The sequence below is a fragment of the Acuticoccus kandeliae genome (genome assembly GCF_003073115.1).
The window spans coordinates 1,259,457-1,281,139 of the sequence record NZ_QBBV01000002.1 but is presented as its reverse complement, the minus strand read 5'-3'; the positions used below and the strand labels follow the sequence as shown (position 1 = coordinate 1,281,139).

The 21,683-nt window shown below is 68.3% G+C and carries 22 protein-coding genes; 8 read left to right on the top strand and 14 right to left on the bottom strand.

The window, feature by feature from the left end; translation table 11 throughout:
* Positions 1-477 carry a PaaI family thioesterase gene (locus DBV35_RS18600; protein ID WP_245943979.1) on the top strand — a complete coding sequence of 159 codons (477 nt, stop codon included), beginning with the start codon at positions 1-3 and terminating at the stop codon, positions 475-477.
* 7 nt (positions 478-484) lie between these two features.
* On the opposite strand, the gene DBV35_RS18595 is transcribed toward DBV35_RS18600, so the two are convergent.
* The 4 genes from DBV35_RS18595 to DBV35_RS18580 all read right to left on the bottom strand — a co-directional run bounded on the left by DBV35_RS18595 (position 485) and on the right by DBV35_RS18580 (position 3,479).
* Positions 485-1,276, bottom strand: coding sequence for an amino acid ABC transporter ATP-binding protein (locus DBV35_RS18595; protein ID WP_108661784.1), 792 nt, complete (start codon positions 1,274-1,276; stop codon positions 485-487).
* A gap of 5 nt (positions 1,277-1,281) precedes the next feature.
* Positions 1,282-1,944 (bottom strand): amino acid ABC transporter permease, encoded by a 663-nt coding sequence (locus DBV35_RS18590; protein WP_108661783.1) that lies wholly within the window; start codon positions 1,942-1,944, stop codon positions 1,282-1,284.
* The gene (locus tag DBV35_RS18585; protein ID WP_108661782.1) at positions 1,941-2,582 is read right to left on the bottom strand and encodes an amino acid ABC transporter permease; all 642 of its coding nucleotides are present in this window, start codon (positions 2,580-2,582) and stop codon (positions 1,941-1,943) included. The genes DBV35_RS18590 and DBV35_RS18585 overlap by 4 nt, the downstream gene beginning before the upstream one ends.
* A 63-nt stretch (positions 2,583-2,645) precedes the next feature.
* Positions 2,646-3,479 (bottom strand): transporter substrate-binding domain-containing protein, encoded by an 834-nt coding sequence (locus DBV35_RS18580; RefSeq protein ID WP_108661781.1) that lies wholly within the window; start codon positions 3,477-3,479, stop codon positions 2,646-2,648.
* A gap of 345 nt (positions 3,480-3,824) precedes the next feature.
* Here DBV35_RS18580 and DBV35_RS18575 point away from each other — a divergent pair, with 345 nt between their 5' ends.
* Positions 3,825-4,871 carry an aromatic ring-hydroxylating dioxygenase subunit alpha gene (locus DBV35_RS18575; RefSeq protein WP_108662012.1) on the top strand — a complete coding sequence of 349 codons (1,047 nt, stop codon included), beginning with the start codon at positions 3,825-3,827 and terminating at the stop codon, positions 4,869-4,871.
* 6 nt (positions 4,872-4,877) lie between these two features.
* Here the strand turns inward: DBV35_RS18575 and DBV35_RS18570 are convergent, their stop codons facing one another.
* Positions 4,878-5,651 carry an SDR family NAD(P)-dependent oxidoreductase gene (locus DBV35_RS18570; protein WP_205648727.1) on the bottom strand — a complete coding sequence of 258 codons (774 nt, stop codon included), beginning with the start codon at positions 5,649-5,651 and terminating at the stop codon, positions 4,878-4,880.
* Positions 5,652-5,803: 152 nt separating this feature from the next.
* Between DBV35_RS18570 and DBV35_RS18565 the strand changes: the two genes are divergently transcribed.
* Positions 5,804-6,505 (top strand): GntR family transcriptional regulator, encoded by a 702-nt coding sequence (locus tag DBV35_RS18565; protein ID WP_108661779.1) that lies wholly within the window; start codon positions 5,804-5,806, stop codon positions 6,503-6,505.
* A gap of 88 nt (positions 6,506-6,593) precedes the next feature.
* Here the strand turns inward: DBV35_RS18565 and DBV35_RS18560 are convergent, their stop codons facing one another.
* From DBV35_RS18560 to kce, 8 genes are all read right to left on the bottom strand, one after another.
* Entirely contained in the window at positions 6,594-7,217 is a 624-nt protein-coding gene (locus tag DBV35_RS18560) for an ATP-binding cassette domain-containing protein (RefSeq protein WP_108661778.1), read from the bottom strand.
* A complete protein-coding gene (locus tag DBV35_RS18555) occupies positions 7,214-7,918 on the bottom strand; it encodes an ABC transporter ATP-binding protein (protein WP_108661777.1) in 705 nt (234 codons plus the stop codon). Before DBV35_RS18555 ends, DBV35_RS18560 begins: the two co-directional genes overlap by 4 nt.
* On the bottom strand, positions 7,915-8,658 hold the full coding sequence (locus DBV35_RS18550; RefSeq protein ID WP_108661776.1) for an ABC transporter ATP-binding protein: 744 nt from the start codon (positions 8,656-8,658) through the stop codon (positions 7,915-7,917). Before DBV35_RS18550 ends, DBV35_RS18555 begins: the two co-directional genes overlap by 4 nt.
* A 2-nt stretch (positions 8,659-8,660) precedes the next feature.
* Positions 8,661-9,692 carry a branched-chain amino acid ABC transporter permease gene (locus DBV35_RS18545; protein ID WP_108661775.1) on the bottom strand — a complete coding sequence of 344 codons (1,032 nt, stop codon included), beginning with the start codon at positions 9,690-9,692 and terminating at the stop codon, positions 8,661-8,663.
* 1 nt (position 9,693) lies between these two features.
* A complete protein-coding gene (locus DBV35_RS18540) occupies positions 9,694-10,623 on the bottom strand; it encodes a branched-chain amino acid ABC transporter permease (protein WP_108661774.1) in 930 nt (309 codons plus the stop codon).
* A 72-nt stretch (positions 10,624-10,695) separates the two neighbouring features.
* Positions 10,696-12,000, bottom strand: coding sequence for an ABC transporter substrate-binding protein (locus DBV35_RS18535; protein WP_205648726.1), 1,305 nt, complete (start codon positions 11,998-12,000; stop codon positions 10,696-10,698).
* Positions 12,001-12,099: 99 nt separating this feature from the next.
* Entirely contained in the window at positions 12,100-13,053 is a 954-nt protein-coding gene (locus tag DBV35_RS18530; protein ID WP_108661773.1) for a 3-hydroxyacyl-CoA dehydrogenase, read from the bottom strand.
* A gap of 32 nt (positions 13,054-13,085) precedes the next feature.
* Positions 13,086-14,018, bottom strand: coding sequence for a 3,5-dioxohexanoate:acetyl-CoA acetone transferase (kce, locus tag DBV35_RS18525; protein WP_108661772.1), 933 nt, complete (start codon positions 14,016-14,018; stop codon positions 13,086-13,088).
* Positions 14,019-14,697: 679 nt separating this feature from the next.
* Between kce and DBV35_RS18520 the strand changes: the two genes are divergently transcribed.
* The 5 genes from DBV35_RS18520 to DBV35_RS18500 are packed head-to-tail and all read left to right on the top strand — an operon-like array spanning position 14,698 to position 20,312.
* Complete coding sequence (locus DBV35_RS18520) at positions 14,698-15,702, top strand: ABC transporter substrate-binding protein (RefSeq protein WP_108661771.1); 1,005 nt, start codon at positions 14,698-14,700, stop codon at positions 15,700-15,702.
* A 13-nt stretch (positions 15,703-15,715) separates the two neighbouring features.
* The gene (locus DBV35_RS18515) at positions 15,716-16,495 is read left to right on the top strand and encodes an ABC transporter ATP-binding protein (RefSeq protein WP_108661770.1); all 780 of its coding nucleotides are present in this window, start codon (positions 15,716-15,718) and stop codon (positions 16,493-16,495) included.
* Positions 16,492-17,343: an ABC transporter permease gene (locus tag DBV35_RS18510; protein WP_205648725.1), complete on the top strand. Its 852-nt coding sequence runs from the start codon at positions 16,492-16,494 to the stop codon at positions 17,341-17,343. The genes DBV35_RS18515 and DBV35_RS18510 overlap by 4 nt, the downstream gene beginning before the upstream one ends.
* Positions 17,336-19,009, top strand: a complete 1,674-nt coding sequence (locus DBV35_RS18505) for an amidohydrolase (RefSeq protein ID WP_205648724.1) — start codon at positions 17,336-17,338, stop codon at positions 19,007-19,009. The genes DBV35_RS18510 and DBV35_RS18505 overlap by 8 nt, the downstream gene beginning before the upstream one ends.
* Before the next feature lie 4 nt (positions 19,010-19,013).
* A complete protein-coding gene (locus DBV35_RS18500; protein ID WP_108661769.1) occupies positions 19,014-20,312 on the top strand; it encodes an FAD/NAD(P)-binding protein in 1,299 nt (432 codons plus the stop codon).
* Positions 20,313-20,327: 15 nt separating this feature from the next.
* On the opposite strand, the gene DBV35_RS18495 is transcribed toward DBV35_RS18500, so the two are convergent.
* Positions 20,328-21,671 carry an NAD(P)/FAD-dependent oxidoreductase gene (locus DBV35_RS18495; RefSeq protein WP_108661768.1) on the bottom strand — a complete coding sequence of 448 codons (1,344 nt, stop codon included), beginning with the start codon at positions 21,669-21,671 and terminating at the stop codon, positions 20,328-20,330.
* Between the last annotated feature and the right edge of the window lie 12 nt (positions 21,672-21,683).

The window sequence follows — 21,683 nt, the reverse complement described above, 5'->3', positions numbered from 1 at the left end:
ATGGCCGACACGATGACGCCCGGCGCGGGAGAGCCGATCGACCCCGCGGTGCGCGAGCGCGTCCTCGCGAGCTTCGCGCGCCAGGGGCTGATGCGGCATCTGGGGGCGAGCGTCGTCGCCGTGGCGCCGGGGATGGTGACGATCCGCATGCCCTTCCGCGAGGAACTGACCCAGCAGCACGGCTACTTCCACGCCGGCGGGACGAGCGCGATCGCCGACTCGGCCGGCGGTTATGCGGGCCTCACCATGTTCCCGGCGGATTCGTCGGTGCTGACGGTGGAGTTCAAGATCAACCTCATCGCGCCCGCCGAGGGCGACCATCTCGAAGCGGTGGGGCGCGTGGTGAAGGCCGGGCGCACGCTGACGATCTGCCAGCTCGAGGTGTTCGGCGTGAAGGGCGAGACGCGCACGCTCGTCGCCGTCGGCCAGCAGACGCTGATCTGCCTCGCCGGCCGCCCCGACCGCAGCGACGGCTGATCCGCGCCTAGAGCAGCGTCGCCGCCCCGCGGTCGAGATAGGTCTCCAGGAACTGGGTGAGGCGGGGGTGGCGGTTCGGGCCGAACACCTCGCCCGGCGGCCCGTTGAGGAGGAGGCGGCCATGGTCGAGGAAGCCGATCTGACGCCCGACCGTCGCCGCGAAGCCGATCTCGTGGGTGACGACCACCATCGTCATCCCCTCCGCGGCGAGGTCGCGCATGACGTTGAGGACCTCGCCCGTCAACTCGGGGTCGAGGGAGGAGGTCGGCTCGTCGAAGAGGAGGATGCTCGGCGCGAGGGCGAGGGCGCGGGCGATCGCGACGCGCTGCTGCTGGCCGCCGGAGAGCTCGGACGGGTAGTGCTTGGCGCGGTTCTCGAGCCCCACATGGCGAAGCTGCTCCATGCCGAGCGCCTCCGCGTCGCGCTTGCCCATCTTCTTCACGCGGATCAGCGCTTCGGTGACGTTGCCGAGCGCGGTCATGTGCGGCCACAGATTGAACTGCTGGAACACCATGCCGATCTGCGAGCGCACCTCGCGGATCGCCTGGTTGGGGAGGCGCGTGCGCTTGCCGTCCGCCCCGACCGTGAAGCCGAGCGGCTTGCCGTTCACGAGGATCTGGCCGCTGGTGGTCTCTTCGAGGAAGGCCATGCAGCGCAGGAGCGTCGACTTGCCCGACCCCGACGGGCCGATCAGGCAGGTCGTCGCCCCCGGCATCACTTCGAGGTTGATGTCCCTCAGGACCTCGGTGTCGCCATAGTGCTTGGTGACGTGCTGGAGTGTGACGGCGGCTGTGGTCATGTCCCTCACGCGAACCTGTACTTGGCGAGCTTCTTCTCCGACCACCGTCCGATGGCGTCGGCGATCTCCACGACGCCCCAATAGAAGAGGGCGAGGAGGAACATCGCCTCGGCGAAGGCGAATTGCTGGGAGCCGATCGCGCCGACGACGAAGGTCAGCTCCGGCACGGTGATGATGGAGAGGACCGCCGTCTCCTTGAGGAGGATGACCGCGAGGTTCACGCACAGCGGCAGGACGAGCATCGTCATCTCGGGGACGAGGATGTGCATCACCGTCTGCGTGCGCGTGAGGCCGACGCACTCGGCCGCCTCGACGTGCCCCTTCGGCACGGCACGGAAGCCGGCGCGGAAGATCTCGCTGAAATAGGCGGCGCCGTAGACGGTCATGCCGAGGAGGCCGGCCGGGACCGGCTCCATCGAGATGCCGACATAGGGGCCGCCGAAATAGAGGAGGAAGAGCTGGATCAGGAAGGGCGTGCCGCGGATCACCTCCACGAGGGCGCGCAGCACCCAGTCGAGCGGGGCGGGCCCGTAGCGGCGCAGCGTCGCGACGATGAAGCCGAAGAAGGCGGCGAGGACGGTGGAGACCATCCAGATCCACATCGTGTTCCCGAAGCCCCTCAGGACCTCCGGCAGCTCGCGCAGAATGAGGGCGATGTCGAAGCTCATGCGCGCGAAGTCCTCAGCATGCGTTCGGCGAGCGACCCGCCGCCCGACACGCCCCAGTTCATGACGAGGTAGATCGCCCCGGCGACGGAATAGAAGAGGATCGGGTCGTAGGTGCTCGCCGCGAGGTTCTGCGCCATGCGGGTCAGCTCGATAACGCCGACGACGGAGATCAGCGAGGAGGCCTTCAGGATCAGGATCGCCTCATTGACGAGGGCGGGCAGCGTGAGGCGCAGCGCGATCGGCGCGCGGATCCGCCAGAGCTGCTGGAAGGGGGAGAGGCCCACCATGTCGGCCGCTTCGAGGAGCCCGCGCGGGACGCTGCGGAAGCCGCCGCGCAGATTCTCCGCCTGGTAGGCGGCGGTGCACAGCGAGAGGCCGATCACGGCGGCGACGACGCTCGGCACCTGGATGCCGATCGCGGGCAGCAGATTGTAGATGAGGAGGAGCTGCACGAGGAGCGGCACGCCGCGGAAGAAGCTCACGAAGATCGTGCCCGGAATGCGCAGCGAGAGGCGCGGGGAGAGCTTCGCGGCGCAGATCACGAGGCCGATCGCGAGGCCGATCAGAATCGAGATCGTGCTGATGAGGAGTGTGCGCCCGGCGGCGAGGAGCATCAGCTCGAGGAGACGCTGCGACATCGTCGGGCCTTCAGCTGCGCAAGAGGCGGGGGGACCGCGCGCGAGGCGCGGTCCCGGTCTCGATCAGAAATTCGGCTCGGGCACTTCGTTCGGCGTGTCGAACGACTGGCCGAACCACTTTTCCTGAAGGCTCGCCATCCGGCCGTCGCCCTTCATCTTGATGAGGGCTTCGTCCACGGCGTCGAGCAGGGCCTGGTCTTCCGGCTTCTTGGTGCCGATGAAGCCGAAATAGCTCTTCTGGCCGAAAGGCGGCAGGACGACCTCGAAGATCGGCTGCTGCTGGGCGACGAAGGCGATGTTCGGCAGCGAGTTGCCGACGGCGACGATGCGGCCCGCCGCGAGGTCCGCATAGGCCTCGTTGAAGGACACGTATTCGCGCGTCTCGATCCCGCCGGGGAGCGTCTCGCCATAGGCCTTCAGCTGGGCGAGCTGGGCGGTCGCCTTGCCGGCGCCGACGAGCTTGCCGGCGATGTCTTCCGGCTTCTGGATGCTGTCGTCACCCGCCTTCTTGAGGAGCGCGACGGTCGCCTCGGCGATCGGGGTGAGGAAGCGGTAGCGCTCAACGCGCGCCTTCGTGATGGTCGCGGGGCCGGCCACCATGTCGAATTGGCCCGCCTCGAGGCCCGGCAGCACGCCGTCCCACGGCAGCTCCACCCACTCGATCTCGACGCCGAGCTCCTTGCCCACCTCGGTGAAGAGGTCGACATTGAGGCCGGTGTGCGTGCCGCTCGTGTCGATGAAGTCGAACGGAGCGAAAGCCGTTTCGGTGCCGACACGGAGCTTGCCGGCAGCCTTCACGCGCTCCAGCGCGTCCTGGGCATGGGCGGTCACCGGGGCGAGAATGCCGATCGCAAGAGCGAGGCTGAGAAGCGTTTTTCCGAGATTGCGTCGGTTCATGGTCCCTCCGTTGGCCGCACACATGGAGTGGCTAGGTTGTTCCGCGGGGTCAGCGACGGATATGTGTGGTTGCGCGTATTTCCGCCGCACTTCGCGTGAATGTCAATCAATGAGCAGGTGACACCAAGCCTGAAATATGAGCAAGCGCAGCGCTGTGGATCCTTCGCGCACGGTAGGGAAATCGGTGGCTTCGGCCGCGGCACCTCTCCCCGCTGGTCTCTGCGGAAGCGGGGGCTGGCGTCAATTGAGGCGGGTGCGGGGAGCCATGCGCCGGGCGCACTTGCTCGAAGATTGGATCCGTTCGAAAGTCGGCCCGAAATGGCGCATTCGGTGTGGGGTGGTGCGATGTTCTTGAAAAACACATGGTACGTCGCGGCGTGGGGACATGAGATCGGCCGGTCGCTGACCCCGGTGACGATTCTGGGCGAAAAGATCGTTCTCTACCGGACCGAGGCCGGCGAGCCTGCGGCGCTGGAGGATGCCTGCCCGCACCGCAAGCTCCCGCTCTCGATGGGGCGCCTCAAGGGCGACGATGTCGAATGCGGCTATCACGGCCTCACCTTCGACTGCACGGGCACCTGCACGCGCGTGCCGGGGGCGGAGCGCGTGCCGCACGTGGCGCGCGTGCGGTCCTATCCGGTCGCCGAGCGCTACGGGCTCCTGTGGATCTGGATGGGGGAGGCGGCGCGCGCCGACACGGACCTCATCTTCCAGGTCGAGCATTGGGACGACCCGAGCTGGGGCACCACGCGCGGCGATTCCATGGATGTCGCCTGCAACTATCTCTACATGACCGACAATCTGCTCGACCCCTCGCACGTCGCCTGGGTCCACCAGACCTCGTTCGCGAGCGCGGCCTGCGAGGAGACGCGCCTTGAGACGACCGTCGCCGATGACGGGGTCACGGTCTGGCGCTGGATGCCGGACCATGAGCCCGCGCCCTTCTACAAGCCCTTCCTCAAATTTTCCGGCAATTGCGATCGCAAGCAGCACTACGAGGTGCGCTATCCGAGCCATGCGATCATCAAGGCGATCATCGTCCCGGCGAACACGGGCGGGGAGGGCAAGCCGCTCCACGAGGATGTCTTCCTCATGGACAGCTACAATTTCATGACCCCGATCGACGAGAAGACGACGCGCTATTTCTGGTTCCAGATGCGCAACTTCGCGCCCGGCGACGAAGCGATCTCGAAGGCCTTCCGTCGCTCCGTGCGCGGCGCCTTCGAGGAGGACAAGGCCGTCCTCGAGGCGGTGCAGATCGGCATGGACAACAAGGTCACCCGCAATCTCGATCTCAAGATCGACAAGGGGCCGATCCGCTTCCGCCAGCGCGTCGCGGCGCTGATCGCGGCCGAGAACGCCGAGGCGCCGACGGCCGTCGCCGCCGAGTGAGCCCGCTCACCCGCCGAGGGTGAGCCCCCCGTCGACCACGATCGTCTGTCCCGTCACCATCGGCGCGCCGAAGCCGAGATAGGCGATCGTCGCGGCGAGGTCCTCCGGCCGGCAGCGCCGCTTCAGGAGCGCCATGTCGATCGAGGCGCGGCGCTGCTCGTCCGTCCAGTCGACCATCCATGTGGAATCGACCGCGCCCGGCGCGATGGCGTTGACCCGCACCTCCGGCGAGAGGGCGCGCGCGAGGTTCTTGGTGAGGCTGATGACGCCTGCCTTCGTCGCGCCATAGGCCATCGAGCTTCCGACCGAATTGAAGCCCGCGATCGAGGCCGTGCTCACCACCGCGCCGCCGGCCGCCTTCAGCGCCTTGGCGGCATGGCGCGTGCATTCGAACACGCTGATGAGGTTGGTGTCGATCAAGGTGCGCCAGAGCGCCTCGGTGATGAGGTCGAGGTCCTTGGGCGCGATGGTTTGCCGGGTGGCGGGCGTCCCCGCATTGTTGACGAGGAGGTCGAGGCGGCCGAGCCCGTCGATCGCGTCCGCGACCATGCGCGCGACGTCGGCCGAGTCCGCGACGTTGCCCGGCGCGGCGATGACCTTGCACCCCTCGCCGGTGAGGCGGGCGACGGCCTCCGCGCCGCGACTATCGTCGGCGAGATGGTTCAACGCGACGGTGGCGCCCGACCGGGCAAGGAGTTCCACGGTCGCAAGGCCGATTCCGGAGGCGCCGCCCGTGACCAAAGCGGTCTTACCCGCAAGGTTATACGTGACGAGTGGCAAGGATGATTTCTCGTCCATTATGCATTCTCTTCGAGCGCTTCAGTTGTTTTTGAATTGTATTCGGTTTTCCCGATGTAGGTAGTTGTTTTATTGTGTCATGTTTCGGCTCTTTTGGCTTGTATCATCTTTCTGTGCTGTGTAGAACGACTTCTATGTCGACGATGAACGTCCTCCGGAAATTGCCGCCGATCGAACGCGATACGCTCGCCGGGCGTGTGCATCGCGATCTGCGCAATCTCATCATGTCCGGCCAGATCGCGCCGGGGGACCGCCTGTCGCTGCGCGCGATGGCCGAGGCGCTGGGCGTCTCCGTCATGCCGGTGCGGGACGCTGTGTCCCGCCTCGTCGCCGAGCATGCGCTCATCGTGAAGCCGAACCGGGCGATCCACGTCCCGGTGATGACGAAGGACGCCTTCCGCGAGCTCGCGACGATCCGGGCCGAGATCGAGGGCTACGCCGCCCAGCGCGCGGCCGAGTGCCGGACCGCGGCCGAGATGCGCGAGATCGCGCGGGCCGAGACCGCCCATCGCGCCGCGTGCCTGCGCGACGGGGAGCCCGACTTCGCCGAGGCGATGCGGCAGAACATGAACCTCCACTTCGCGATCTATCGGGCGGCGAAGCTGCCGCAGCTCGTCGAGATCATCGAGTCGATGTGGCTGCGGGCGGGGCCCGTCATCATCCTGGAGGCGCAGGGCAATCCGGAGTGGCTCGCGACCGGTGGCGCCTGCGACCGGCACCGCCTCGCCGTCGAGGCGATCGAGGCCAAGGACGGCCCGGCGGCCCGCGCCGCCATCGCGCTCGACATCAACACCGCCGCGAAGGTGATCCTGGAGCGCGGCGCGCTCGCTGATTGAGGCCGCGCCGGGAGCCGGGGCCGGGGGCGCGATCGGCAACCGGCGCGTCACCCGGTCGAGCGGATCGCGCGCCGGCCCCATCGCCGGCTCAGTCGAGCATGCCGGACAGATCCCCGAGATAGTCGCGGAAGCGGGGATCCTGGCCGAGCGTCGCAAGCGAATCCGCGTGGCTCAGCGTCCCGTGATGGACGAAGATGAACCGCTCGCAGATGTCCGATAATAGCTCGATATGGTAGGCCTCCGTCGGGTGGAGGCAGATGAAGACGAGCCGGTTCTCCGCACGCAGCTTGCGGAAGAATTTCAGCATGAAGCCGATATAGCCGTCCTGCGTGTTGAATTGCGGCTCGTCGAAGAGGTGGATCAGCGGATAGTCCGACTGCGCCTTGTCCAGCATGAAGTCCGGCCGGGATCGGTCGAAATGGCGGACCTGGTAGGACTGGTGATAGTGGATCGCGAGGCGGTCCCGCTCGCGCGTCTTCACGCGATGGATGTTCTGCCCCGCGCACATCACCCGTCCCGATGTCGGCGCGTTCGAGCCCGTCATCAGCTCGAAGAGGGTGGTCTTGCCCGAGCCGTTCGGCCCCATCACCCCGACGACGGTCGGCTCGTCGATGGTGAAGTCGGCGGTGATGCGGAAGGTCGTCTTCGGCGACAGGAGGCCGATCCGGTATTCCTTGACGAGATCGTCGACGACGAGGAGGGGGGCGCTCATGTGGTGGCCGCCATCGACTTGACGTGGTGCGCCTCGCGGCCGCGATAGCGCTCCGCCGGCCCCTCCTCGACGATGCGGCCGTGGTTCATGACGTAGACGCGGTCCGCCACCGAGAGGGCGACATTCACGTTCTGCTCCACGATGATCATGGACAGTCCTTCAGAGCGCAGCCGCCGGATGACGGCCATCACGTCGTTGACGATCTTCGGCGCGAGGCCCTGGCTCGGCTCGTCGAAGAGGATGAGGCCGGGCGCGCCGACGAGCGCGCGCGAGATCGCCACCATCTGCATCTCGCCGCCCGACAGATTCTCGCACTCGCGCGGCAGGAGATGCTCGAGCGGGGCGAAGATCTTGCAGGCGTCGTCGATGGTCCAGTTGGCGAAGCCCGTGGTCTTGCGCGCGATCTCGAGGTTCCGCCGCACGGTCAGCGTCGGGAAGATGCGCCGGTCGTCGGGCACCCAGCCGATCCCGGCCCGCGCGATGCGGTGGGTCGGGGCGCGGGTGATGTCCTCGCCGTTGAAGCGGATCGCGCCGCGCCGGGCGCGGGTGAGGCCGAGGATCGAGCGCAGCGTCGTCGTCTTGCCCGCCCCGTTCGGGCCGAGGAGGGCGACGACCTCGCCCTTCTTCACCGAGAGGGAGACGCCGAAGAGGACCTGCGTCTCGCCATAGTAGGTGTGGATGTCGTCGACTTCGAGGATCATGCGAGCCCCCCGAGGCTGGAGCGTTTCACCCATTCGTCCTCCTGGAGCGCCTGCGGCGTCCCTTCGGCGATCACCTGGCCCCAGTGGATGACGGTGATCTTGTCGGCGAGGCCGAAGAGAAATTGCATGTCGTGCTCGATGACGACGATGGTGAGGTCGCGGCGGATCTCGGCGATGAGGTCGGCGATCTGGCCGGTCGCCTCGCTGCCGAGCCCGGCCGTCGGCTCGTCGAGGAAGAGGATGCGGGGCGCGGCGGCGAGGGCGACGCCGATCTCGAGCGCGCGCCGCTCGCCATAGGAGAGGTCCTTCGCCTCCACATTCTCCTTCCCGGCAAGGCCGATGCGGGCGAGGATCGCGGCGGCGCGGTCGCCGGTTTCCCCGTCGGTGCGCAGGTCATGCATCATGCTCATTCCCCGCGCGCGCACTTCCGGGAGCGCGAGGGTGATGTTCTCGATCGCCCTATACTGGTCGAAGAGGTTCATGAGCTGGAAGGAGCGCGCGATCCCCTTGCGGGCGATCTTGTGCGGGGGGAGGCCGGCGATGTCCTCCCCGTCGAAGACGATGCGTCCGCGATCGGGCTTGTAGCGGCCCGTCAGCACGTTGAAGCAGGTCGTCTTCCCGGCTCCGTTCGGCCCCATGATGCCGTTGATGCGGTTCTCCTCGAAGGCGAGCGTGATGTTCTCGAGGACGACCTGGTCGCCGAAGCGCTTGTGGACGTGATGGGCTTCCAGAAGGGCCATGATCACTCCGCCGGTGTCTGGTTGGGGACGGCGGCGCGGGCGCCGCGCGCCCCCTGTCGCGGATGGAGGCTGCGCGTGGTGTCCCGCCAGATGCCCGCGAGGCCTTCCGGCTTGAACATCACGAGGAGCATGAACATCAGCCCGAACCACAGGAGCCAGCCCTCGGTGTAGGCGCCGAGAATGTCGCGGGCGATGAAGTAGAGGATCACCCCGAAGACCGGGCCCCAGAAGCTGACGAGGCCGCCGCCGATCAGCGTCATAAGGACGACGGTGCCCGACCATTGCAGGCTCATGATCTGGATGTAGGCGCCTTCCTGGGCCATCGCGAAGAGGCCGCCGGCGAGCCCCGCGACCGCCGCCGACAGGACGAAGGCGATCGCCTTGTAGAGGAACACGTTGTAGCCGAGGAAGCGCACGCGCTCCTCGTTCTGGCGGATCGCGCCGAGAATGCGGCCGAACGGGGAGTGGACGAGGCGCCACAGGAGCACGACCACCACCGCGTAGGCGGCGAAGGCGAGATAGTAGAGCGACGCCGTGTCGTGGATGTCGATCGAGATGAAGCCGAGATCGACCGGCAGGCGCTCGATGTTGAGAAGCCCGTCCTCGCCCCCCGTCACCGACGTCCATTTGGAGGCGATGAAGAAGAAGACCTGGCCGATCGCGATCGTCATCAGCGCGAAATAGATGCCGCGCCGTCGCGACACGAGGAGCGCCGCGACGAGGCCGCAGAGCCCGGTGATGACCACGGCGGCGATGAGGCAGACCCACAGGTTCGCAACGAGGTCGAACTGGGTGACGCCGAACGCGTAGGCGCCGATCCCGATGAAGGCGCCATGCCCGAAGGAGGGCAGGCCCGCATAGCCGAGGAGCAGGTTGTAGCCGAGCGCGAAGATCACCCAGACCATGATCTCGAGGCCCAGATATTGGTAGAGGCCGATCGCCTCCACCCAGTAGGGCAGCGTGCCGAAGACGGCGAAGCTGAGAAGAATGGGAAGGTTGATCCACCGGCCGAGGCGGCGGGGCGCGTCGCTCATGTCAGCGCTCCAGGATGCTGGCGCGGCCGGCAAGGCCACGGGGCCGCACGGTGACGACGGCGAGAAGCAGGAGATACATCGAGATCAGCGACCAGTCGGGCAGGAAGGCCGCCGTCAGCGCGACGGCGAGACCGACGAGGATTCCCGCCGTGACCGCGCCCCAGAAGCTGCCGACGCCGCCGAGCACGATGATGACGAAGGCCGGGATCACCGCGTCGACGCCGACGACCGGCCGCACGCCCCAGATCGGCGCCATGATGATGCCGGAGATCGCCGCCAGCGCGCAGCCGAAGGCGAAGACGAGGAGGCGCAGGCGGCTCAGATTGAAGCCGAGCGCGCGCACCATCTCGTTGTCGTGCGCACCCGCCTTGATGACGGCCCCATAGGGCGTGCGGTTCAGGAAGAACCACAGGAGCGCGATCATCGCGCAGGCGAAGATCGCCGCGTAGATGCGATAGGTGGAATAGATGAGGTCCGCGAAGATGAACCCGCCGGAGATGTCGCGCGGGATCGGCAGATAATATTCGGACGAGCCCCAGACGAGGCGGATCATCTCCTCGATGACCAGCGCGGCGCCGAAGGTCAGGAGGAGCCCGTAGAGCGGGTCCTTGCCGTAGGTCGGGCGCAGGCAGAGCTCCAGGAGCATGCACGCCGCACCGACGAGGATGGGCGAGACCACGAGCGCGATCGCATAGCGCGGCCAGGGCGGCAGCGCGTAATAGGGATCCATGAACGCGAACGGCAGCCCGCCATCGGGCGCCATGATGGCGAGCGCGACATAGGCGCCGAGCGCGAAGATCGAGCCGTGCGCGAGGTTGATCACCTCCATCACGCCGATGATCAGCATGAAGCCGAGCGCGATCAGCGCGAACAGAAGCCCGAGCGCGACACCATTGATGAGGTGCGGCAGAAGCCAGGTGGCGGTGGACATTGGACCTTCATCTTCCCAGAGGGCGGGAGGGGACCGGCCGCACGCGGCGGCCGATCCCCGTCGGACGTAGGCTCAGCCCTGGTCGTAGCTCGGGGTGTCGTCGTAGGATTCGAGCTTGCAGTTGGCTTCCGCTTCGGAGCGGACCTCCTCTGGTTTGGCCTGCGCGAGGATCTTGAAATAGTCGGTCTCGTCGCGCGGTTTGTCGTTGCCGGTGGCGAGGTAGATCGTCTGCTGGACGTGGTGGGAGTCCGCGTCGATCACGGCGTCGAAGTGCTGGAGACGGTCCTCGGCGCTCATCTTGCGCCCTTCGAGCGCCTTGATGATCTTCATGTTGTCCGTGCCGCCGGTCTCCTCGATGACGCGCAGGATCTCGCGGGTCGCCATGTAGCCCTGGTGGAAGACGTTGCCGGGCACCGCGACGCGGGTCTCCGGATAGCGGGCCTTGTACTTCGCCACGAACTCCGGAACGCCCGGCAGGTCGAGATAGTGGTAGAAGGTCGTGCCGAAGACGCCGAAGGCCGCGTCCGTGCCGAGGCCGTAGATGTCCGGCCAGTCCTGCTGGTTGCCGACCCAGGCGATCTGGGTCTCGAGGCCCATGTCGCGCACCTGCTGGCGCAGGACCTTGTAGTCGTCACCGCCGATCGCCGTCGCGACGACGTCGGGCTTCGCCTGCTGGATGCGCAGGAGGAAGCCGGAGAAGTCGCGCGTGCCGACGGGGACGGGCACCTCGTCCATGATCTCGGCGCCATAGCTGGTGGCGACCGACTTCGTCGCCTCCTTGGTGTCCTGGCCCCAGACATAGTCGCTGTAGATGATCAGCCAGCGCTTGCCGAAGGTGTCGATGGCGCTCTTGCTGGTCGCGCGGGTGAAGTTCTCGCCGTTGCCGTCGAAGACGAACTTCACGCGGTGGCAGTTCTCGCCCGCCTCGGTCGGCGAGGAGGAGTTCGTGTTGAGGTAGATGCAGCCATATTTCTGCGCGACCTGCGAGATCGCGTTGGCGACGCCCGACTGCACCGCGCCCACCATGAAGTGGACATTGTCGCGCGTGATCATGCGCTCGGCGACGCGCGTGCCGGTCTGCGGCGTCGTCTCCGTGTCGTACCAGATGTGCTCGATCGGCCGGCCCAGCACGCCGCCCTTGTCGTTGAACTCCTCGATCGCGAGGATCGCGCCGCGCCGCTCGGACTGGCCGCTGTTGGCGTACATGCCGCTGGCGTCCATCGTGAGGCCGACCTTGATCGGCTTCTCGGCGGCCGAAGCATAGATCCGGTTTTGCCGGAACGGGCCGAAGAAGACCGCGCCGGCAGCGCCGCCGGCCGCACCCGCACGCAGCAACGAGCGGCGGGAAATCTGGTTCATCAAGCTGTCTTTTTTCATGTGTGTTTCCTCCAAAGATTTTTTATTTATTGGATGGTCTGTCGCCGCCGCTGATGACGGCCCCGGCCGGCTTGCGCCGACCGGTCGCGCGCCGCCTGTTCAGGCGGGATCTTTCTTGTGCTCCTTCTGCGCCTTCAGCTTGTGCCCGGCGAGGGCCATGAGGCGGCGGTCGCGCCAATCCTGCAGCGCGCCGAGACTGGCCTCGGGCCGGTCGGTGCGGGCCGCCTTCAGGATCGAGGCGAGGAATTCGGGCGACCAGTCACGCACGTCGCTCTGTTCCTCGGCGAGGCGCTGGAAGGGCTTCTTGGCGCGGTCGGTGTAGTCGGCGACGCCGCCCGGCGCGTTGAGGTCGATCGTCTCGAACGGGCCCATGAAGGACCAGCGCAGGCCAAGCCCGTCGCTGACGGTGATGTCGAGCTCGGCGGGGGTGGTGACGCCGTCCTCGACGAGCCGGAAGGCCTCGTTGACGAGCGCGGCCTGGAGGCGGTTGAGGACGAAACCGTAGATCTCCTTGCGGATCACGACGGGCTTCTGCTTCACCCGCGTCATCAGCGCGTGGGTGCGCTCCACCACCACCTCCTCGGTGAAGGGGGCGGGGACGAGCTCCACGACGGGGACGAGGTAGGGCGGGTTCACCGGGTGGGCGACGATGCAGCGCGCGCGCCCCTCAAGCTCGGACGCGAAGGAGGAGACCGGCGCGAACGAGGCCGAGCTCGCGAGGATGGTCTCGGGCGGGGCGAGGGCGTCGAGTTCGGCAAAGACGCTCTTCTTCACGTCGAGCCGTTCGAGCGCGCTCTCCTGCACATAGTCCGCCCCCTCCATCGCCTCGGGGAGGGAGGGGGTGAAGCGCACGCGGGCGGCGACGGTGTCCGGCGCCTCCTCGATGAGCCCGGCGGCGGCGAGGTCGCCGAGATTGCCGAGCATCGTCTTGCGCGAGGGTTCGAGCGCATCGGGGTTGAGGTCGTAGACGGTGACGTCGTGGCCGGCGCGGGCGAACACGATCGCCCAGCTTCTGCCGATGAGGCCTGCCCCGATGACCGCGATCTTATCCATCTTTCCTGTCCTTTGGCGGCGTGCGGCGCGGCTTAGAAGCCGACCGCGCCGGGCCCCTTGAGGCCGAGAATTTGACGCGCCTCATCCGGCGTCGCGATCTCGCGGCCGAGGCTCTCGATGATCTGGCGCACGCGCGTGACGAGGGCGGCGTTGCTCTCGGCGAGCTTGCCGGGACCGTCCCACAGCGAGTCCTCGAGGCCGACGCGCACGTTGCTGCCCATCGCCGCCGACATCGCCGCGATCGGCATCTGGTTGCGCCCGCCACCGAGGACGGACCAGCGATAGTCGTCGCCGAAGAGGCGGTCGGCGGTGCGCTTCATCATCATGACGTCTTCAGGATGCGTGCCGATGCCGCCGAGGATGCCGAAGACCGACTGGACGAAGATCGGCGCCTTGACGATGCCGCGGTCGACGAAGTGGGCGAGATTGTAGAGGTGGCCGATATCGTAGCACTCGAACTCGAACTTGCTGCCGTTGTCGGCGCAGGTCTGCAAGATGTACTCGATGTCGGAGAAGGTGTTCTTGAAGAGGCCGGCGCGGCTCTTCTCCAGATGCTCGCGCTCCCAGCTATATTTGAATTCCTTGAAGCGGTTCAGCATCGGGAAGAGCGCGAAGTTCATCGTGCCCATGTTGAGCGAGGCGAGTTCCGGCTTCAGCGTCGCGGCCGGGCCGACGCGTTCCTCGACCGGCATCCCCGGCCCGCCGCCCGTGGTTATGTTGATCACCGCGTCGCAGGACGACTTGATGCGCGGCAGGAAGCGCATGAACGCCTCGGCCGTCTGCACGGGCGAGCCGTCTTCCGGATTGCGGGCGTGGAGGTGGACGATGGCGGCGCCTGCCTCGGCCGCCCCGATCGCGGACTCGGCGATCTCATCGGGCGTGATGGGGAGGTAGGGGGACATAGAGGGCGTGTGGATCGCCCCGGTAATCGCGCAGCTGATGATGACTTTGTTCGATGACGCCATGTTCTCTTCTTTTTTCTCGACCGCGGCGGAGGGTCATGGGGTCACCGCGCGTGGTGCGGGGCCCGCGATTGCCGGCGTGCTTATGGAGGGGTTGGGGCCGTCGTCTCTCGGCGGCGCTCCCGGCGCACGTGGGCGGCATTCTCCCGTGTTTTCTGTGATCACAGATCACGTCAGCGAGCGCATGCTGCCATGCATTTATATTTGTGTCCAGGCGGTATTTCGGCAGTTTTGCGAAGGTTTTCGGATGCCTGGACAACAATCTAACCAGTTGGAAACATGCGATGTTTCGAGAAGGCCGCGTGTTGGTGCGGGCAGATTGGTCGAATTCTGAGCGCGCCTAAATCTCGCGCTTTGCAGCCGGGCGAACGGCCGGCCTGCGCCGCATGCCAATTCGTCCTCAGCGTGTGTCGTCACGCGAACTCGCGTCCGTGGATAGGCCGCGATCGGGGAGATCATTTGTGTGCATTCGAATCGCCATCGCGGCGACTGGGACGCGCCGGCTGGGGAAAGGCGGTGCCCATTCGATAAGCCCGGTAGCGGCGTGCCCCGTTTCCAGGCAATAACCCGATGACTTAGCGAGGAAATCGGCAACGGTTGGTTGCGCCTTGCTGGCACGGATCTCGCATCCGGTCGAGCCATCGCCGCCCGATGACACAAGCGGCCGAATAGGGGGATATACATGCAACTCACTCGCCGCTCCGCCCTCGCTGCCCTCGGTGGCGCCGCCTTCGGCGCGACGATGCCGCGCCTCGCCTTCGCGCAGGCGATGCCCGCCACGATGGCCTATGGCAGCACCGGCTACACCTGGGCCGGCGCCTTCGTCGCCGAGGGGATCGACGCCTGGGCCAAGAACGGGATCGCCCTCCAGGCGCTCGACTTCCCGACCGGGCGCGAATCGATGCAGGCCCTCCTCGGCGGCTCGGCCGACTTCGCGACCGCGACCGACACACCCGTCACCTTCGCGGGCCTTCGCGGCCTGAAGCCGATGGTGATCGCCGTCTACAGCCGCTATTCGCGCGACATGAAGATCGCCGTGCGCGACGGCGCCGCCACCACCGACGACCCGGCTTCGCTGAAGGGCAAGACCATCGCGACCCGCGTCGGCACCAGCGGCCAGTACATGCTGTCGCGCTATCTCACGATGGCCGGCCTCTCCGACGCCGACGTCACCATCGTCGACCTCAGCCCGAGCGACATGATGGCGGCGACCCTGCGCGGCGACGTCGACGGCTTCTCCTGGACCTCGCAGGCCTCCGCCATGGCGGTCGAGGCGGCGGGCGGCCAGATCGTGGAGATGACGCAGGAGGGGATCGAGGAGTTCTTCGTCAGCCACCAGTGCCTGCTGACGAACGAGGCCGTCCTCGCCGACAAGCCGGAGCTCGCAGAAGGCGCGGTGAAGGCGATCCTCGACGCCGAGGCCTACATCACCGGGAACGACACCTGGCCGGAAGTCATCGCCGACCGCGTGCGCGCCGAGCCCGACTTCATCAAGACGATGACGTCGGTGTTCGAGTTCCGCACGGAGCTGTCGAAGAAGTTCCTCACCGACCTCATCACCCAGGCCGAATGGGCGATCTCGGCCGGCCTCGTCGAGAAGCCGGAGGGCGACGTCGCCGAGATGATGACGAGCCTCATCGCGCCGGGGCCGCTGATGGCGGTGGCGCCGGACCGCGTCACCCTCTGATCCCGGCGGCAACATGGCCCTGATCGACGCCCGCGACGTCTCCCACCTCTATGTCGGCAGCGACGGGCAGCCGACGTGGGCGCTCCAGAATGTCAGCCTCTCCATCGAGGAGGGGCGGTTCACGTGCCTCGTCGGCCCCTCGGGCTGCGGCAAGACCACCTTGCTGCAGCTCATCGCGGGGTTCATGTCGCCGACACGCGGGGCGGTGACGCTCAGCGGCGCGCCGATCAAGCGGCCTGGGCCGGACCGCAGCGTGGTCTTCCAGGAATACGCGCTCTTCGCGTGGTTCACGGTCCGCCAGAATGTCGAGTTCGGCCTCCGCGTCGCGGGGATGAAGGCCTCGGAGCGGCGCGCCCGCTCCGACGAACTCCTCGAGATGGTGGGCATGACGCGCGCGGCCGAGCGCTACCCGCACGAACTCTCGGGCGGGATGCGCCAGCGCGTCGCGGTCGCCCGCGCGCTCGCCACCCATCCGGACGTCGTCCTCATGGACGAGCCCTTCGCGGCGGTCGACGCGCTCACCCGCGTCAACCTCCAGGAAGAGCTGCTGCGCCTTGCCAAGCGGCTCAATCTCAGCATCGTCTTCGTCACGCACAATATCGACGAAGCCGTCTTCCTCGCCGACGAGGTCGTCGTGATGTCGGCCCATCCGGGCAGCGTCAAAACGGTCCTGACCATCGACATGCCGCATCCGCGCGATCGCGGCTCCGGAGCGTTCGCAAATTGGTACACACGGATCAACGGACTGCTGCACGAGGATTCGAGCCTGACCGCGAGCGCGACGACCCCGTGACCGTGCGCCCGCCCTCCCTGACGCCGGCCGAAGCGGACGCGATCGCCGCCGAATTCCTCCTCGCCCACACGCGGGCCGAGCGCCGCCGCCGCCGGATCGGCGTCATGCTCAACATCCTCGGCGTCCTCATCTTCTTCGGCCTGTGGGAGCTGCTGCCGCGGATCGGGACGGTGCTGAACCCCGTCCTCTTCCCACCGCCCTCCAAGGTGCTCGCGACCGCCTTCCCGATGATCCTGTCGGGCGAGATCCCCTACAACATCCTCGTCAGCCTCGGCCGCGCGGGGACGGGCTTCGCGATCGCGGCCTGTCTCGGCGTGATGGTCGGCGTCGCGACGGCGCGCATCGTTGTGGTGCGGGAGCTGATCGAGCCGCTGCTCCATGGCCTGCGCTCACTGCCCGTCATCGCGCTCGTCCCGGTGTCGGTGCTGTGGTTCGGGATCGGCGAGGGGGCGAAGGTCGCCCTCGTCGCGACCGGCGCCTTCTTCCCGATCTGGATCAACACGTTCATCGGCGTGCGCGACGTCCATCAGGTTTATCTGCGCTCGGCGGCCTGCCTCGGCGCGAACCGGCTCCAGACGCTGCGCTTCATCATCCTGCCGGCCTCGCTCCCCTTCATCATCGCGGGGATGCGGCAGGGGATCGCCGTCGCGCTCATCGTCCTCGTCGCGGCCGAGCTCGCCGGGGCGCGCGCGGGCGTCGCCTACATGATGTCGATGGGCCACCAGCTCTTCCGCGTGGATATCATGTTCGCCGGGCTCATCCTTCTCGGCGCGCTCGGCTACACATGCGACCGTCTCTTCGTCGCCCTCTGCCGGCGCATCTTCCCCTGGTACCGCCCCAGTGCCTGACAGCCGCCTCCCGATCGACACCATCCTCGTCACCGGCCGCGTGCGCACGCTCGACGCGGCCGACACCGTCGCCGAGGCGGTGGCCGTCGCGGGCGATCGCGTCCACAGCGTCGGGCGCGCGGCGGACCTCCTCGCCGCCGCGCCGGCCGGGGCGCGGATCATCGAGATGGACGGGGCGACGCTGATCCCCGGCTTCAACGACGCCCACGCCCACATGGAGCGGGAAGGGTTGAAGCGGATCCGGCCCTCGCTCGCCGACTGCCGCTCGATCGCCGACATCGTCGCCCTCATCCGGGGCATCGCGGCGAAGACCCCGCCGGGTGAGTGGATCGTCACGATGCCGCTCGGCGAGCCGCCTTATTTCTTCGACGGCGTCGCCCGGCTGGAGGACAAGCGCCCGCCCGACCGGGCCGACCTCGACGCCGCCACCACCGAGCACCCCGTCTGCATCCCCGGCCTCTTCGGCAACTGGGGGACGCCCCCCGGCACCACCTGCCTCAATTCCCGCGCGCTCACGGCGAACGGGATCACAGGCGACACCCGCCCCCGCGTCGGCGGGATCGAGATCCTCACCGATGCGACCGGCGAGCCGACCGGCATCATCATGGAACACAACCCGCGCCCGATGGTGGAGTTCGACGTGCTCGGCGCCGTCCCCGCCTTCACCCGCGAGGAGCGGATGCGCGGGCTCGTGCGCTCGATGCAGCTTTATAACGGCGTCGGCACCACCAGCGTCTATGAGGGGCACGGCTCGGCCCCCGCGGTCGTCGGCCTCTATCGTGACCTCTGGGAGCGGGGCGAACTGACGGTGCGCGCGGGGCTCGTCCTCAGCCCCGTGTGGGCCGACGTCGCGGAGGCGGCGGCGGCGATGCGCGACTGGCTCGCCTATGCGCGGGGGGCCGGGCTCGGCGACCCGTGGCTGCGCATCAGCGGCATCCACCTCGCCTTCGGCGGCGACCCCTGCATGGCCGCGCTCTCGCGCGACGCGCTTCCCAATTGCGGCTGGTCGGGCTTCGTCGAGCAGGCGAACGATCCGGCGACGTTCGAGGCGATCTGCCATCTGTGCGCCGAGCACGACATCCGCCTCAACACGATCGTCTCCGATCAGCTTCGCGCCGTCGTCGAGATCCTGGAGCGGGTCTCCGCGAAGCGACCGATCGCGGGCAAGCGCTGGGTGATCCAGCACATCGGCCAGACCGACCGGGCGACGCTCGAACGCCTCGCGCGGCTCGACGTGCTGGTGACGACCATCCCCGTCTATTTCGTCTGGAAGGGCGGCCACCGCTACGACCCGGCGCGCGGGGACGGGCTCACCCCGATGAAGACGCTCCTCGATCTCGGCATCGAGGCGGCGAGCGCGACCGACAACATCCCCTACAATCCGGGCTTCACGCTGTGGTCGATGTGCGCGCGCAGCCGCCGCTCGGACGGGGTGGTGCTCGGCCCGTCGGAGCGTCTGACGCGCCACCAGGCGCTGCGCTCGCTGACGGTGGCGGGCGCGCCGCTCACCTTCGAGGAGGCGGTGAAGGGCCCGCTGACGCCCGGCCGCTATGCCGACCTCGCGATCCTCGACATCGATCCGCTGACGGCGGACGACGCGGCGCTGCAATCCCTGTCGAGCCGCCTCACCATGGTCGGCGGGCGCATCGTGCACGAGGCGATCTAGCCCCATGACCGATGGACGGGTGGTGATCGTCGGGGGCGGTGCCGCCGCGGCGTGGCTCGTGATGGCGCTGCTGCGGCGCGGGGTCGAGGGGATCGATGTGGTGGAGCCCGCCGCCGAGATCGGCCGGGGCCTTGCCTACGCGACGTCCTTTCCGATGCACCTCCTCAACGTCCCCGCCGACAAGATGGACATGGAGGTCGAGCCCGGCGATCCGCGCTTCGGCGACTGGCTCGCGCGGGTCGCGCCGCGCTCTGTCCCGCACGGCTACGCCCCGCGCGGCCTCTATGGCGACTTCCTGACCGCCGCCTTCCGCGACGCCATCGCCGGCCGCGACGTGCGCCATCGGCGGACGCGCGTGCGCGCGGTGGAGCCGGGCCTCTCCGTGGTGCTGGAGGAGGGCGAGCCGATCGCCGCCCGTGCCGTGGTGCTCGCGCTCGGCAACCTGCCGCCGCGCCGCCTTGCGCCCGGCATCACCGATCCGCGCATCGTGGAGGATCCATGGGCGGTCCCGCCGGCGGGGCGGACGGGGCAGGACGTGCTCATCGCCGGCACCGGCCTCACAGCCATCGACGCCGTGCTCGCGATCGACGCGGCCGACCCCGCGGCGCGCTTCACCCTCACCGCGGCGCGCGCCTTCCTGCCGCCTGCCGACGCCATCGTCGAGGCCTGGCCGGAGGGCGGCGCGCTCGTCGGCCGCTCGCCCGTGGAGGCGTGGCGCACCGTGAGCCGCGCACTGCGGCGCGAGGCGGACCCCGCCACCGGATGGTACCGGGTGATCGACGGGGCGCGCCCGCATGTGGAGCCGATCTGGCGCGCGTGGACTCCGGCGCAGAAGGCGACCTTCTGGCGGCACGGGGCGCGCCACTGGCTCCACCACCGCCACCGCGCCGCACCCGAATCCATGGCCGCCATCGACGCGCTGATGCGGGCCGGCCGCCTCTCGCTCGCCCGCGGCCGCGTGAGCGACGTGCGGGCGGATGGAGACGCGATCGAGGCGAAGGTCGGCGGCGTCGCGCGCCGGGTCGACCTCCTCGTCAACGCGACGGGGCCAAGCCTCGATCTTGTGAGCCATCCGGTGCTCGCGGGGCTCGCGCATGCGGGTCTCGTCGCGCCCGACCCCAACCGGCTCGGCATCGCGACCAGCGGGGCCTCTGAGGTGCTCGACGGGGCGGGGCGGCCGGTCGCGGGCCTCTATGCGCTCGGCGCGCTCACCCGCGGCAGCTTCTTCGAGATCGTTGCCGTGCCCCATATCCGCCGCAAGGCGGCCCTCGTCGCGGACGCGCTGAAGGTCGCGCTCGGCTGATCGGGGCGACGGATCTCAGCGGCGGGCGACGCCGCTGATCGGGGCGATGGGGCTGCCGTCGGTGAAGCGGCCGATGCGGAATTCGTACGGATTGACGACGGGCTCGGTGCCGGCGACGAGGTCGGCCGCGAGGCGGCCCGCGCCCGGACCGAGGCCGAAGCCGTGGCCGGAGAAGCCCGTTGCGACGAAGAGGCCGGGTATCGAATCGATCGGCGAGATCACCGGGATCGCGTCGGGGGTGATGTCCATCATGCCGGCCCAGACCTGCTCGACCTTCACGCCGCGGAAGACGGGCCAGGCCGCCTCAAGGCTCGCGAGCACCTTGCGGATCGCCTTCTCGTCGGGCGTCGGGTCGAGGATGCGCATGTCCTCGAACGGCGTCCGCTCGTCGCCCGACCAGCGGCGCTTGCGGCGAATCTCGTCGATGAAGTCGCCATTGATGGTGAAGGAGAGCGACCACCATTCGTTGCGGATGGCGGGCATGAAAGCGCGCAGGAGGCGGAAGGAATCCGGCGTGATCGCGTAGCAATTGGTCAGCATGCTCGCGATCGTGTACCCGCCATCGGCGCGCTTGCGCAGCGTGAAGTCGCGATGCTTGAACGTCATCTCCGGCCCGCCTTCGACCGGAGCGGTGCGCAGCACCGTGTTGCGCATCCGAAGCTGCGGCAGCGTCACGCCGAGATTGCCGAGGAAGAGGCGCGACCACGCACCGCCCGCGACGAGGACGGCGCGGCAGTTGATCCGCCCGTGCTCGGTCGCGACCGCCGAGACCGCGCCGCCGGTCCGCTCCACCGTGCGCACCGCGGTGTCGGTCAGGATCTTCGCGCCGAGGCGCTGTGCCGCGCGCGCGATCGCGGGCGCGGCCTTCTGCGGCTCCGCCCGCCCGTCCGCCTCGTTCACGAGCGCGCCGGCGATGTTGACGTTCGCGCCGGGGAAGGGGGCGAGCGCCTCCTCCGCGGACGCCATGCGGGCGGGAAGCTGGTAGTCCTGGAGCCGCTCCAGCCACGGCTCCATCACCTCGATGTCGTCCTGCGAGGCGCAGGAGAAGGTGATGCCGCACTGGCGGTAGCCCGTGTCGTCGCCGATCCGCGCGTTCAGCGACTTCCACAGCCGCACGCTCTCCACCATGAGCGGCATCTCGCGCGGGTCGCGCTGGGTGAGGCGGACCCAGCCCCAGTTCCGGCTCGACTGCTCGGCCCCGATCTTCCCCTTGTCGCACAGCACGACCTTGAGGCCGCGTTCGGCGAGTTCGAGCGCGGCCGAGGCGCCGATGATGCCGCCGCCGATGATGACGACATCCGCGTCGCGGGCCTCTTCGAAGCGGTTCGGTTCGACGGGATCGGGTGTGGGACCGGGCATGGTTCGACTCTT

Excerpts from the sequence above, each read along its gene's own strand:
- DBV35_RS18600 (WP_245943979.1), top strand. The coding sequence starts at position 1 with ATGGCCGACACGATGACGCCCGGCGCGGGAGAGCCGATCGACCCCGCG.
- DBV35_RS18595 (WP_108661784.1), bottom strand. The coding sequence starts at position 1,276 with ATGACCACAGCCGCCGTCACACTCCAGCACGTCACCAAGCACTATGGC.
- DBV35_RS18590 (WP_108661783.1), bottom strand. The coding sequence starts at position 1,944 with ATGAGCTTCGACATCGCCCTCATTCTGCGCGAGCTGCCGGAGGTCCTG.
- DBV35_RS18585 (WP_108661782.1), bottom strand. The coding sequence starts at position 2,582 with ATGTCGCAGCGTCTCCTCGAGCTGATGCTCCTCGCCGCCGGGCGCACA.
- DBV35_RS18580 (WP_108661781.1), bottom strand. The coding sequence starts at position 3,479 with ATGAACCGACGCAATCTCGGAAAAACGCTTCTCAGCCTCGCTCTTGCG.
- DBV35_RS18575 (WP_108662012.1), top strand. The coding sequence starts at position 3,825 with ATGTTCTTGAAAAACACATGGTACGTCGCGGCGTGGGGACATGAGATC.
- DBV35_RS18565 (WP_108661779.1), top strand. The coding sequence starts at position 5,804 with ATGTCGACGATGAACGTCCTCCGGAAATTGCCGCCGATCGAACGCGAT.
- DBV35_RS18560 (WP_108661778.1), bottom strand. The coding sequence starts at position 7,217 with ATGAGCGCCCCCCTCCTCGTCGTCGACGATCTCGTCAAGGAATACCGG.
- DBV35_RS18555 (WP_108661777.1), bottom strand. The coding sequence starts at position 7,918 with ATGATCCTCGAAGTCGACGACATCCACACCTACTATGGCGAGACGCAG.
- DBV35_RS18550 (WP_108661776.1), bottom strand. The coding sequence starts at position 8,658 with ATGGCCCTTCTGGAAGCCCATCACGTCCACAAGCGCTTCGGCGACCAG.
- DBV35_RS18545 (WP_108661775.1), bottom strand. The coding sequence starts at position 9,692 with ATGAGCGACGCGCCCCGCCGCCTCGGCCGGTGGATCAACCTTCCCATT.
- DBV35_RS18540 (WP_108661774.1), bottom strand. The coding sequence starts at position 10,623 with ATGTCCACCGCCACCTGGCTTCTGCCGCACCTCATCAATGGTGTCGCG.
- DBV35_RS18535 (WP_205648726.1), bottom strand. The coding sequence starts at position 12,000 with ATGAAAAAAGACAGCTTGATGAACCAGATTTCCCGCCGCTCGTTGCTG.
- DBV35_RS18530 (WP_108661773.1), bottom strand. The coding sequence starts at position 13,053 with ATGGATAAGATCGCGGTCATCGGGGCAGGCCTCATCGGCAGAAGCTGG.
- kce (WP_108661772.1), bottom strand. The coding sequence starts at position 14,018 with ATGGCGTCATCGAACAAAGTCATCATCAGCTGCGCGATTACCGGGGCG.
- DBV35_RS18520 (WP_108661771.1), top strand. The coding sequence starts at position 14,698 with ATGCAACTCACTCGCCGCTCCGCCCTCGCTGCCCTCGGTGGCGCCGCC.
- DBV35_RS18515 (WP_108661770.1), top strand. The coding sequence starts at position 15,716 with ATGGCCCTGATCGACGCCCGCGACGTCTCCCACCTCTATGTCGGCAGC.
- DBV35_RS18500 (WP_108661769.1), top strand. The coding sequence starts at position 19,014 with ATGACCGATGGACGGGTGGTGATCGTCGGGGGCGGTGCCGCCGCGGCG.
- DBV35_RS18495 (WP_108661768.1), bottom strand. The coding sequence starts at position 21,671 with ATGCCCGGTCCCACACCCGATCCCGTCGAACCGAACCGCTTCGAAGAG.